This window comes from Streptomyces sp. NPDC056734 (assembly GCF_042790455.1).
Classification (GTDB): domain Bacteria; phylum Actinomycetota; class Actinomycetes; order Streptomycetales; family Streptomycetaceae; genus Streptomyces.
Genome location: NZ_JBHTZD010000050.1, coordinates 1 through 11975, shown reverse-complemented (window position 1 = coordinate 11975; position 11975 = coordinate 1). Strand labels below are relative to the sequence as shown.

13 protein-coding genes are annotated in these 11975 nt (G+C 70.3%); 5 read left to right on the top strand and 8 right to left on the bottom strand.

All coding sequences use genetic code 11. The annotated features are described in order from the left end of the window. Positions 1–880: 880 nt before the first annotated feature. Entirely contained in the window at positions 881–1093 is a 213-nt protein-coding gene (locus ACFRFC_RS37995; protein WP_382693745.1) for a hypothetical protein, read from the top strand. A gap of 897 nt (positions 1094–1990) precedes the next feature. After that, positions 1991–3151 (top strand): oxygenase MpaB family protein, encoded by a 1161-nt coding sequence (locus ACFRFC_RS37990; RefSeq protein ID WP_382693743.1) that lies wholly within the window; start codon positions 1991–1993, stop codon positions 3149–3151. A 273-nt stretch (positions 3152–3424) separates the two neighbouring features. Here ACFRFC_RS37990 and ACFRFC_RS37985 read toward each other — a convergent pair whose 3' ends face one another. After that, positions 3425–4072: a hypothetical protein gene (locus ACFRFC_RS37985; protein WP_382693741.1), complete on the bottom strand. Its 648-nt coding sequence runs from the start codon at positions 4070–4072 to the stop codon at positions 3425–3427. Between the two features lie 319 nt (positions 4073–4391). Here ACFRFC_RS37985 and ACFRFC_RS37980 point away from each other — a divergent pair, with 319 nt between their 5' ends. Beyond that, positions 4392–4646, top strand: coding sequence for a hypothetical protein (locus tag ACFRFC_RS37980; protein WP_382693739.1), 255 nt, complete (start codon positions 4392–4394; stop codon positions 4644–4646). Positions 4647–4793: 147 nt separating this feature from the next. On the opposite strand, the gene ACFRFC_RS37975 is transcribed toward ACFRFC_RS37980, so the two are convergent. Continuing rightward, positions 4794–5117: a hypothetical protein gene (locus tag ACFRFC_RS37975; RefSeq protein ID WP_382693737.1), complete on the bottom strand. Its 324-nt coding sequence runs from the start codon at positions 5115–5117 to the stop codon at positions 4794–4796. Between the two features lie 276 nt (positions 5118–5393). On the opposite strand from ACFRFC_RS37975, the gene ACFRFC_RS37970 reads away from it, so the two are divergent. After that, entirely contained in the window at positions 5394–6839 is a 1446-nt protein-coding gene (locus tag ACFRFC_RS37970; RefSeq protein WP_382693735.1) for an MFS transporter, read from the top strand. Between the two features lie 91 nt (positions 6840–6930). Here the strand turns inward: ACFRFC_RS37970 and ACFRFC_RS37965 are convergent, their stop codons facing one another. Next, positions 6931–7215, bottom strand: coding sequence for a heavy-metal-associated domain-containing protein (locus ACFRFC_RS37965; RefSeq protein ID WP_382693733.1), 285 nt, complete (start codon positions 7213–7215; stop codon positions 6931–6933). 269 nt (positions 7216–7484) lie between these two features. Here ACFRFC_RS37965 and ACFRFC_RS37960 point away from each other — a divergent pair, with 269 nt between their 5' ends. Then, the gene (locus ACFRFC_RS37960; protein WP_382693732.1) at positions 7485–8249 is read left to right on the top strand and encodes a hypothetical protein; all 765 of its coding nucleotides are present in this window, start codon (positions 7485–7487) and stop codon (positions 8247–8249) included. A gap of 41 nt (positions 8250–8290) precedes the next feature. Here the strand turns inward: ACFRFC_RS37960 and ACFRFC_RS37955 are convergent, their stop codons facing one another. The 5 genes from ACFRFC_RS37955 to ACFRFC_RS37935 all read right to left on the bottom strand — a co-directional run bounded on the left by ACFRFC_RS37955 (position 8291) and on the right by ACFRFC_RS37935 (position 11862). Next, positions 8291–9319 (bottom strand): NlpC/P60 family protein, encoded by a 1029-nt coding sequence (locus ACFRFC_RS37955; RefSeq protein WP_382693731.1) that lies wholly within the window; start codon positions 9317–9319, stop codon positions 8291–8293. A 132-nt stretch (positions 9320–9451) separates the two neighbouring features. Then, complete coding sequence (locus ACFRFC_RS37950; protein WP_382693729.1) at positions 9452–10369, bottom strand: M56 family metallopeptidase; 918 nt, start codon at positions 10367–10369, stop codon at positions 9452–9454. After that, complete coding sequence (locus ACFRFC_RS37945; RefSeq protein ID WP_382693727.1) at positions 10366–10734, bottom strand: BlaI/MecI/CopY family transcriptional regulator; 369 nt, start codon at positions 10732–10734, stop codon at positions 10366–10368. Before ACFRFC_RS37945 ends, ACFRFC_RS37950 begins: the two co-directional genes overlap by 4 nt. Before the next feature lie 71 nt (positions 10735–10805). Then, positions 10806–11234 carry a protein-tyrosine phosphatase family protein gene (locus ACFRFC_RS37940; RefSeq protein ID WP_382693726.1) on the bottom strand — a complete coding sequence of 143 codons (429 nt, stop codon included), beginning with the start codon at positions 11232–11234 and terminating at the stop codon, positions 10806–10808. A 139-nt stretch (positions 11235–11373) separates the two neighbouring features. Next, entirely contained in the window at positions 11374–11862 is a 489-nt protein-coding gene (locus tag ACFRFC_RS37935) for a DUF6174 domain-containing protein (RefSeq protein WP_382693723.1), read from the bottom strand. Positions 11863–11975: the final 113 nt, after the last annotated feature.

Genomic DNA, 11975 nt, shown 5'->3' with positions numbered 1-11975 from the left:
AGAGGCCAGCAGGACCGTCCGGGGCCCCATGACCCGCGCCCAGGACTCCACGGCCGCCCCCACCACCGGCCGCAGAGCCGGGTCCGCAACCGCCACGGCCACACCACCAGAATCCCCGGCGGCAGGGGCTTCCCCGGGAGGGCCGGCGCGGGCCACAACGGCCTGCAATCCGCCGCCCGCCCCTTCCTTTTCCTCCAATAGCCGGACCGTACCCGTGACCACCCGGTGGCCCGCGGCACTGAGCGATCCCGCGACCATCGGTGCGGCAGAGCAGACGGTGACGGGCCCGTCTGGCCACAGCAGTCCGTCAGCCACCAGCACATGACCGGCGCGAAGCGTCACCGCTGGCGCGGTGGCCGGGTACCAGGACACGGGAGACCGGGACATGCGTGTCCACCTCGCTTTCGATATGGGAGATCGGCACCGCCAACTCATGGCTGCCGAGAAGGACCGCCACGCGAACAGGGACCGCCCCGCTCCCGATGGCGCGCCGGGATTGAGCGACCGATCCAGGCGGTAACTCCCTTTCAGTACATCTCCGAAGTCCCGTCCCGTGTAGGGGGTTTGATGCGTGGATGTGCTGCGTGTGCTGCGTCTGTGCGCCCTTGTGAAAGGCGCTGTATCCGGAACATCTTGGTGAGGGCTGAGAACGGGGCGCTGTCCCGCCGCCTGGGCAGCCCCCTGGCCGCCGCCGACGCCGGTCTGACCCGCGCCCCGCCCGCACACCGGACTGGTCCTGGGAGGCAGACCCGGTGCGCCGCACCGCACTCACCGCCTACCTCGCCGACGACGTCACCCCCTGGCTCCTCGCCCCCGCCGGTGAACACGTGCACCGGCAGCTCCTCACCCGAGCGGCACAGCTCACCATCCGCCTGGCAACATGTGCGCCGACGACGGCAACAACGCCCTCGGCCAGCACTACCACCGCACCGCCGCCCACTTGGCCGCCGAGGCCGAGCTCGTCGTCGCGCTACTGGCGATCGTGACCAGTTCGGCGGCGGCGCCCGCCAGCTCCCAGACAACAGGCAAGAGCACCCCCAACCGGGTTCCGGACCAGCGGTGGCAGAAATCGCAGGGCAACCGGCAGATCTAGCTGGGCTGCGAAGGGGTGACCATCCTCCGGCCTACGACTGGACCAAGCCCTACTGGCCCGAGTACGCGGAGCGTGCGTACCGCTTCTTGCTCGACCGCGGTATCGACGGGTACGTCATCGATGCCGCCAGCATCAGCCGCGACATGGGCATGACGCCCGGATCAACCTCGAAACCGGTGCGGCGGGTCCTGCGGTCGTGAACGGACGCGCCCAAGTCACGCTGCCGGATTCGGGATATGCCTTCTACCGGGTCTGCACGTCCAAGTCGAAGAAGGGGGCTGATTGCCGCTGACGGTCAGCGGTACGCCCGAGAACCGGCCGCGGCGGCGCACCGGTTCTCGCGCTACCCGACCCGGATCAGTCGCCCTTCGGGATCCTGACGCCCCCATGTAGGTCTCCGCATGGGGGTTCGTCGCCTGGTGGCCGATGACCGTGCTGGTGGGCAGCATCAGCGAGTTACGTGGGGCACGGGTGGGAGACGGCTGATCGTGGGCTCTGTTGGCGGTCTCTTACGAACGTGGCAACGAAGACCTTGACCAGTGGCTCTTCCCTGCGGTCTTGGGAGAGGGAGCGGGCGCCATGTCGCCCTGCGGTACTGCCGTCCCGGGTGACCCTTCGCCCAGGCTCGGCCTGCGGGATCACGTTTCCGGGCCGCCGGCGGGTGTGCAGCGCGGACAGGAGATTCCGTACGTGCGGCGCGGCGATCCGTCGTGGCCCCGCTGTCGTCAACTCCTCTTCGGCGCCGTGCGGATGCTTCGCCTCGATCGGGTGAGGGGGAAACGATTCGCTGGCTCAAGGTGATCGCGGCACGTCCCCCGTGTTGCCAGCATCGGGATTCCGGCTTCGGGGACTTTCCGCGACCGGACCATCCTGATCACCGACGAACGGAACCACGTCGTGGCACTGACGACCGCCAACATCGCGAGCGAACTCGAAGTGGCGAACCAGGCGGGTGACCCCGAGGCCGACAAGCTCGTGTCCGATCTGATCGACAAGGGGGAGATCGACGGGGTCAACGCCCTGTTCAGGACCATCGGGACGCTGAAGCCCGGGCAGGATCTCTCCGACCTGCCGCCGCGGCTGGCCGAGTTCCTCAAGGGGGCCACCGTCGACCCGCCGGGCTGGAGCCAGGCCGACGTCAAGGCCGCCGAGGGCTTCTTCGACCACCATCACGGCGTGGCCTCGATGCTTCAGGGCACCGTCGGACTCATCGGCACCTACCTCTCACCGACGGGCGCGTACACCCTGCGTTCCACGGGCCGGCTGGGCGGGGTGAAGGGGCCGGGGCGGCGTCTGTCGCAGTCGTCGCGGCTGTTCATCGGCATGGGCGACCGGGGCGCGCTGAGCGACGGCACCCTCGCCGCCACCGTGACCAAGGTGCGTCTGGTGCACGCCTCGGTGCGCCAGCTGCACAAGAAGAGCGGCGAGTGGGACTACGCGAAGTGGGGCGAGCCGGTCTCCCAGAAGTACACCTGCGGCGCGACCTACGTCTTCAGCGTGCAGATCCTCGAGGCGATGAAGAACCTCGGCCTCACCGTCTCCAAGAGCGACGCGCAGGGGTTCATGGCCGCCTGGCACTACATCAACCACTACCTCGGCACACCGGAGCGGTGGCTCTCCCCCAAGGACGTCGGCCAGTCGACGGCCCTGTGGCTCACGGCGCGCGACGACGAGTGGAAGGCGAGCGACGACGGCACGTTCATGACCGCGCAGGCGCTGAAGTTCTACGAGACGGAGTACCTGCCGGAGCCCAGTTACTCTCCGTTCGTCGCGATGGTCCGCAAGGCGCTGTCCGACAAGTACGCCGATCTGGCGGGGATTCCTCGTAACGCGGTCCTGGACACCGGCGCGAAGCTCGCGTCGGCCGGCCACGGCGTCGTCAGTGGGTTCGGCGGCGGGCTGCTGGGCGGCTCCGCGGACAAGGCCGTCGGGGTCAACCCGTACGACGAGATCATCGGAATCGCCTCGAAGCAGTTCAACAGGATCGAGGACTACGCGCTCAGGCGCCAGGGCGACGACCAGCCGCAGATGCACGCGGAACTCGGCGACGACCGCTGATCGTCAGGCAGAGGCTGGGTGGGTCGCGCCGCACGCAGGTGGCCCACCCAGCGAGCACGCGGTGCCGCAGTGTGCGGCGTCGTGGGTCTGCGGGTCCGGGTCGGTGCGGCGCTCCACCTGCTGGATACCCGGGACTCCGCTCGGCCCGTGCCACCGCCTCCCTCACCACGATGCGCCAGGTACTCCGCCCCTACGGCGCGCACCCCGAGGTGGCGCTCCTGGAGGAGGGAGTCGCGTCCGTCTGAGATCCCGGGCCGGGCCGCTCGGTGGCTGTCAGCAGGATTCCTCGAACTTCACCGCGCCGAACGTGACGGGCTGCCCGTCGAGTGCCGCGCCGGCGGCCGGTTCCTGGGTGCACACCTGCCAGTTGGACTCCATGAGGACCATGCGGTCCTGGCCGGAGACGTCATTGACGGTGATGCTGGTGCTGCTGTCGAGGGTGTCGCGGGCGATGTTCACGGCCTCGCCCGTGAAGTCGGGCATCGTCGAGTCGGCCGCCGCGGGTGCCTCCACGTCTCCGGCGGGGCAGTCCTCTTCGAGTTTGACGGCGCCGAAGTCCACCTGGGTGTCGGTGGAGTGCTCACCGGCGGCGGGTGTCTGGGTGCAGACCTTCCAGTTGCGGTCCAGGGCCTGCATGCGGTCACGGCCGAGGGCGTCGTGGGAGGTGAGCAGGAAGAATCCGGCCGCCTGCGCGTCGTCCTGCGCGGTCTGAAGGCCCTTGCCCGTCATGTCGGGCAGGCTCCCCGACTCCAGGACCTCGCTGTCGCCGGTGGTGTCATTCAGTTCCGTACCGGAGCCGTTCTGTTCCGTACCGGACTTGTCCTCGGTGCTGCTGCCCGTGGTGCTGGTGCCGGTCTCACATGCGGTGAGCGCGAGGGTCAGTAAGGCCGTCAGAACCGCTGCGGTGGTGCGCGTACGCATGGAGTCCCCCCAAGGAGTTGCTGGTTGAAGAGTCATCATCTGGGATGTGGGGAGAATGTGGAGTCCATGTGACAAGTTTGTGATGTTTATTGCTGCGTTGTGTGGGTGCCGCGATGGCGTAGGCCCGGAGCTGGTGTCCCGGCGGTGCTTCGGTGCGGTGAAGTGCCTTGGAAACTCCGGTAGTTGGAGGATCAGCCGATGTGGTGGTTTGGGGTCGGCTGTCCGGTCTGGGGGTGGGTGGAGGCGTGACTCTGGAGCGGGGCGGCGTATCAGCCCTTCGGACAGTGCGAGTCGATCCGATACCTGTGAAGGGGAAGACATGGCCACGTACGAGACCGAGATCCACACGGGCGGGGGCGGGTGGCAGCAGGACCAGCCGCTCACTCTCTCCATCGCCAACCGCGCCGATGTGGTTCCTCAGGACGGTGCTCCCTCCACCGGCACGACCGTGACCTGGTCGGGAGATGACGGGAACGGCAGCGTCACGTTCTTCGACGGCGGCAGCTCGTTCCAGGGGACCGCCCAGTTCCCCGGTGAGGGGCCGGTCGGGTACCGGGGGACACGGGTCGGCTGACCTGCCGACCCGCGGACCTGTAGATCCATAGACCTGTAGAAGGTCTAATAGATAGAAGGTCTAAAGACCTGTAGAGCAATGGACCTGCTGACCTGATGGTCAGCAGGTCTATTGGTGTGGGCGGTGTACGCGGTGGCTCTCTCCGGGTCAGGGGGCCGTGGTCTCCAGGTCTTCCAGTTCTTCGAGGCCCGCGTCGATGCTGGACTCCAGGTCGCCCAGGGAACCCTCCAGCGCTTCGGTGGCTATCTCGCCGGCTATCTCTTCGATCTGCTGGTCGCTGAGGCCCTCGCACGCGGCGAGGCGGCCGGCTTCCTCGGCGCTGGGGGCGGTCTCCTCCATCTGCTTCTGCAGGGCGGCCTTGCAGGCGGCCGGGTCGGCGCTGTTGTCGGTACCGCTGTCGCCGCCGCAGGCGGTGAGGGTGGCGAGAGCGAGGGCGAGCGCGGCCGTGAGCAGTGCTGTGCGGGTCTTCATTTGTCCCCCCAAGGTGGTTGCTGTTGCGAGGGCATCATCCGTCGGGGCGGGGGTGCCGGGTGGGCGCTGTGGCTCAGTTGTGATCTTGCGGAGTGGTGGCTGTGGGGGCGGCTGTGGGGGCCCCTTCCGGGGTTTGCCGGGATCCTCCCTGTGGGTCCGTCGAGGGTCCCCCTGCGGGTGCGCCGCATCCTGACGCTTACATACCCCTTAGGGGTATGTTATTGTGCGGCAGCTGGATACCCCCTGGGGGTATTGCGAAACGGAAGGGGTGGAGTGATGTCTACCGTCAATCCCAAGCGGTGGTGGGCGCTCGGTGTGCTCGCCACTGCGCAGTTCATGGTGATCATGGACACGTCGATCATCGGGGTGGCGCTCCCCGAGATGCAGAAGGATCTGGGCTTCTCGCAGGGTGAGTTGCAGTGGGTCTTCAACGCCTATGTCATCGCCTTCGGCGGGCTGCTGCTGCTCGGCGGGCGGCTGTCCGATCTGCTCGGGGCCCGCCGCGTGTTCAATGCCGGGTGGGTCGTGCTGATCGGTGGGTCGATCGTGGCCGCCGCCGCCCAGACGGCCTGGGTGGAGGTCGTCGGGCGGGCCGTGCAGGGGGTCGGCGGCGCGCTGATCGCGCCCGCCGCGATGACCCTGCTGATGATGCTCTTCGCGCACGAGCCCAGGGAGCTGGGCAAGGCCATGGCGCTGTACGGCGCCGCCGCGCCCGCCGGTGGTACCGCCGGGGTGTTCCTCGGCGGGGTGTTCACCGAGTGGCTGAGCTGGCCCTGGATCTTCATCATCTACGTGCCCATCGGCATCGCCACCCTCGCCGCCACCAAGCTGCTGCCCGACGTCCGGGGCCGGCGCGGCGGAGTCGATGTGCTGGGTGCCGTCGCTGTCACCGGCGGACTGGCGCTCGCCGTGTTCGCCGTCGTACGGGCGCCCGAGGAGGGCTGGGCCGCCACCACGACCGTGCTGCAACTGATCGGCGCGGCCGTGCTGCTGGGGCTGTTCCTGGTCGTGCAGCGGATCGTGCGCGCGCCCCTGATGCCGCTCGGGATCTGGCGGGTGCCGCGGCTGGGTTCCGCCAACCTCGCCATGGCCCTGCTCGGCGCCGCGTGGATTCCCATGTGGTACTTCCTCAACCTCTATCTCCAGCAGGTGCTCGGGTACGGGGCCTTCGCCTCCGGTGCCGCGCTGCTGCCGATGACCGGGCTGCTCATGGTCTTCATGACCCTGATCACCGCGAAGCTGCTGGCCAGGTTCGGTGCCAAGCCGCTGATCGGCACCGGTCTGCTGGTCCTCGCCGCCGGGCTGCTGTGGCTGTCCGCCGTCGAGCCCACCGGCACCTTCGTGATCGACGTCCTGCCCGCCTCGCTGGTCGCCGCGCTCGGCATGTCCCTCGCCTACATCCCGGCGATGATGGCCGCCATGTCCCGCGCCCCGCAGGAGCAGGCCGGGCTGGCCTCCGGCATCGTCAACACCACGTATCAGGTCGGCTCCGCGCTCGGTCTCGCCGCGCTGACCGCCGTCGCCACCTCCCAGGGCGCCGGACGGCTCGGCGATCTGCCCGCGATGACCGACGGCTTCAGCGCGGCGTTCGTCTGGGCCGCCGTCGTCGCCGCCGTGGGCGGCCTCGTCACCCTGCTGGTGATGCGGGGGGAGGGGGTGGCCGGTGGTGCCCCCGGCAGTGCGGGCGGGGTGAAGGAGTCCGGCGAGCGGGCCGGGGTCTGACGTCCGGCCCTCCCCGGCCGGCCATATGCCTCGCCTCCCATGTCAGAAGGGGCCGTCCCGCGCGGGACGGCCCCTTCTGTGTACTGGTCGCTCAGGCGGCCACGCGCCCGGCGAAGTCGTAACCCGCCTCGTCCACCGTCTTGGCGATCAGCGCGTCCAGCGCCTCGTCCGGCTCGGCGGCGGTCGTCACGGTCACCAGGCCGGTGCCGATCTCGACCTCGACCGCGCTGATCTCGGTCAGGCCGCCCACGGCCTTGGTCACGACGCCCTGGCAGTGGGCGCTGCCCACGCCCCCCACCTGGTAGACGGTCGTGATCTCGGCGGTGGTGTGGCAGCTTCCGTCCGTGGAGCAGCAGTTCGACATGGGGTTCTCCATGGGTGTGAGTGGTGTGAGTGGTGTGGAGTGGAGTGGTGTGGTGCCGATGCCCGGGGATACCCCTTGGGGGTATTCGAGAGTGCGTTTATGTATACCCCCTGCCCGTATGTGCGGGCAAGTGGGGGATCTGTGGCGCCCCCCGGGTGGTGTCGGCTTGACTTTATACCCCTGGGGGGTATGTTGAAGGGGTAAATCGGTCGCCCGGCCTTGGGCGGCCCCAGGCAGTCCCCAAGACAGTCCCCAGAGCCCCAGCGGGTGAGGAGCGGGTCATGAACAGTTCCGCAGCGTCGAACGCGCACGCCGGTCACCACGGCCACGGAGGGCACGCGGGTGCCGGCGAGGCCGGGAAGAGCTACCTCCTCGACCTCAAGAACCCCCGGCTTCCCGTCCGCGAGAAGACCGACCTGCGCTTCGCCGTCCTCCCCGACGACGGCACCGGGCGCCCCCTCACCTCGTACGAGGAGGAACACGGCAAGCAGCTGCATCTGATCGTCGCCTCGCGCGATCTCGGCGTCTACCGGCATCTGCATCCCGTGCTGGGCGGCGACGGGGTGTGGTCGGTGTCCGTGGAGCTGCCCAGGGCGGGGGAGTACCGGCTCTTCGCCGACTTCCGGCCCCGGGGGGAGAGCGGGGTCGTGATCGGCGCGGATCTCACCGGCGAGGGCGTCGCCGAGGCCGCCGAGCTGCCCGCCGTCAGCACAATCGCCGAGATCGACGGCTACGAGGTGCGGCTGGACGGCGTACTGGAACCGGGGCAGGGGCGCGCGCTGACACTGACCGTGTCCAAGGGCGGGCGGCCCGTCACCGACCTCCAGCCCTACTTCGGCGCCTACGGGCATCTGGTCGCCCTGCGCGCCGGGGACCTCGCCTATCTGCACGTCCACCCGACAGGTGAACCGGGTGACGGTGAGACGCCCCCGGGGCCGGAAGTCGCCTTCTTCGCCACCGCGCCCAGCTCAGGGGCGTACCGGCTGTTCCTCGACTTCCGGCACGACGGGGTCGTACGCACGGCCGCGTTCACCGTGCGCGCGTAGCGCGATCCCCATCGCAACCGGGATCGGACGTCGATCTGGGCTCAAGGGCGGGTCGCCGCGAAGTACGGCATCGAGTCCAGGTCGGTGACCTCGACGTTCTTGCCGGTGCGGGGCGCGTGGATGGCCTTGCCGTCGCCTATGTACAGGCCGTTGTGCTGGGTGTTGTTGTACCAGTAGATGATGTCGCCGGGCTGGAGATCGGCCCGGGCCACCTGACGGCCCGCCGAGTACTGCTGGTTGACCGTGCGCGGCAGTGAGACGCCGGCGGAGGCCCACGCCGCGCCGGTCAGGCCGGAGCAGTCGAAGGAGTCCGGGCCGGTCGAGCCCCACTCGTAGGGCTTGCCGAGCTGGGCGTACGCGAACTCGATCGCCGTGAGGGCCCGTCCGCTCGCCGACCCGTCGTACGTCGCCGGACTGTCGCTGCTGCCCGACTCCTCGTCGGCCTTCTCCTCCGCCGCCTCCAGCTCGGCCCGCTGCTCGGCGGTGAGGCTGTTCAGGAGCTTCTGCGCGGCTTGCAGCTTGCCCTGGATCTCGTCCTTCTTCTCGCTCATCCGCTCCTGCGCGGTGCGCGCGGCCTCCAGCTTGTCCAGCGCCTCGGCGCGGGTCTGGGCGATCTCGCGCTGCTTCTGCTGAAGGCTGTCGAGCAGCACCTGCTGGCGGTCGCCGGTACGGTCCAGGAGCGCCGCCTGCTCCAGGAAGTCGTCGGGGTCGGCGGAGAAGAACAGCTGGACGCTCGGGTCCAGGCCGCCGTCGCGGTACTGCGAAGCGGCTATCGGGCCCATCTCGGCGCGGATCTCATTGATCTCCTCCTGCTGCTCGGCGACCTTCTCCTGGGCCTCGTTGGCCTCCTTCTGGAGGGTCTGCCGCTTCTCCTGCGCCTCGTTGAACTCCTCGGTGCTGGCCTCCGAGTCGTGGTACAGCTCCTCGACCTCCGCGCGCACCTGCTCCACGGACGGCTGCGGCTCCGCCTGGCTCTGTGCCGTCGGCAGCAGCGAGAAGGCCCCCGCCGAGGCGGCCAGGACGGCGAGCCGGGGCCGGGTCGGCGGCTTGGGTCGGCGATGGGTTCCCATGCTGCGACAACAACTCCTCTGGCCGGACAGGCGATCCTAATACTAACAACTTAGTAGCTTCGTAGATCGGGAGGCAATCCAGGGGGATCGGGGGGCAATCCAGGGGCCGAGAAGGAGAAGCCGGCGAACCCCTCAGCCGAACGGCGTCGGTACGCAGCCGAACAGCAGCGGCAGCACCGGTGTCAGCGCCGCCCCGGCCGCGACCGCGCCCCGCAGCACCGGATGCGGGCGCCGCTGCGGATGCAGCACCCGCCGCAGCCGTACCAGCGCGCTCGGGCCGCCCACCGCGAACGCGCCCGCCGGAGCGGAACGGGCCGCCGCCATCTCGTACATCGCCGTGGCCAGCACATCGCGCGGGTGGCGGCGCAGGGCGCGGTCGTCGGCGATCATCTCCAGGAGTACGGCGGTCTGCTCCCGGGCGTGCCGGGCCAGCGGCAGCCGCCGCGCGAGCCGGGCGAACGCCTCGGCGGCGGCCAGCACCAGATGGTGACGGCCCGTGATGTGCGCCCGCTCGTGCGCGAGTACGGCAGCGAGCTGGCCCGGCGACAGCAGCCGCAGCGCGCCCGCGCTGACCACCACCCGTGGGCGGCGGCCGGGCAGACAGTAGGCGGCGGGGCGTTCGTGCTCGACGACCGTCGCCGCCAGTTTCGGGGTGCGGCGGCCGACCAGGTCCAGGACCCTGCGGTGCCGGGCGCGGGCGCGGCGACCGCGCAGCACCTCCACGGCGAAGCCGCCCAGCACCAGCAGCAGCACCGAGAACGGCAGGGCGAACGCCAGCCGTTCGGTGATCGTCGGGTCCGGCACCCCGCTCGCGGCGGTCAGCCCGCACGCGTGCAGGAAGCCGATCAGATCGGCGTGCAGATGCTCGGTCGGGGCGGCCAGCTGGTGCGCGGCCAGCGCGACGGCCAGCGTGAAGGACACGATCAGCCCGTGCCAGACGGCCAGTGCCAGCACCGGCGCCCGGTACGGCCAGGCGCTGCGCAGCAGCAGCCGGGGTGCGACGACGCCCACCACGGCGGCGTACCCGAACAGCACGGGTGCCGCGCTCATGGTCCGGCCTGCCGCCCCACCGCGCGCAGGGCCTCGCGCAGGGCGCTGATCTCCTCGGGGTCCATCTGCTCCACGAAGTGCGCGAGCGCCACCGGCCGGTCCTCGCTCGCGCCGAGCGCGTCCTCCATCAGCGCCGCCGCGTACTGCTCCCGGCTGCGCACCGGGGTGTACACCCAGGCCCGGCCCTGTTTGCCGCGCACCAGCCAGCCCTTGTTATAGAGGATGTTCGCGACGGTCATCACGGTGGTGTAGGCGAGCGGCCGTTCCTCGTTGATGTCGTCGACGATCTCCCGTACCGTCGCCGGCCGCCGCCACCGCCAGAGGCGGTCCATGATCTCCGCCTCCAGATCCCCCAGCCGCCGCATGCCCGCTTCTCCTCTTCTTCTTCCTCGCGCAAGTACGCAGGGTCATGGTAGAGCGCGGGTGCGGCGTGGTGTCAGGAGAAGCGGGTCACATACCGGCGCTGCCACGGGGTTTCCACGGCGCGGCGGGCGTAGTGCTCGCGGACGTAGGCGACGGCCCCGCCGGGCGGTACGCCGTCGAGGACCGCCAGAGCGGCCAGGGCGGTGCCGGTGCGGCCCAGGCCGCCGCCGCAGGCGATCTCCACCCGCTCGCTCTCCGCCCGCCGCCATGCCTCGCGCAGCGCGTCGGCGGCCGCCGCACGGTCGGACGGCAGCCGGAAGTCGGGCCAGCGCAGCCAGCGGTACTCCCAGTCGACGGGCTCCGGTTCGCGGCCCAGCAGATACAGCGCGAAGCCGGGCCGCGGGCCCGGCGGGAGCGGGTGCCGCAGTCCCCGGCCACGTACCAGCCGCCCCGAGGGGAGCCGCAGCACCCCGGCGGTTGTGGGATTCCAGGTCTCGGTCATGCGGCGAGGGTAGACCGGGGCCGGTGGTGGGGTGTGGTGGGGATGGCTCGGAGGCGGAGCGGGACGCGCCCGAGGCCGGATCGATCCGGATCGACGCGGACGAACTGCGCGCGGCCGGAGCTGATGGACGGCTTCCGGCTCACGCTCGGGGGGACGGTTCGTACGCTGTGACGACGTAGAGCGCCTCGTCGTCCACGGCGTTCTCCTCACGGTCCAGCGCGATACGGACCGGGTGGCCGTCGCTCGCGTACTCCGCCTCCGCCTTCGCCGCTCCCTCCTGGCGGGCCAGGGCCAGTTCGGCCAGCAGTTCGCCCAGCGTCGGCACCGCCTCGGGGGCGCTCTCCACCGCGCGGCGCGCGCTGTCGTCCAGGCCGACGGCCTCGGTCACCACGCCGTCCCGGACCGTCACCCGGAAGGTGCCGATCAAGGCCCGTTCCCCTTCGGCCGACTTGAGTGTGTAGGCGTACGCGGCGGGTTCTTCCCAGGGCTGTTCTTCCCAGGCCGGGGGCCGGGCCGGGGAGCCGTCGTCGGTGCCGCAGGCCGGGAGGGCGCACAGCAGGCCCGCGAGGAGGGCGTGCCGGGCCCGGGTGCGGGCGCGGGCTCGCGAACGGGCGCGTACGGCGGTCATGGTGGTCCCCCTTCGACACGGCTGTCCCTGGGACGCCGTTCGGCCGGAGAACGTTCGATTGACATCCTCCCCCTCTTAAAAGAGGGGGATTCCAACCTATTTGGGCTGAGGTT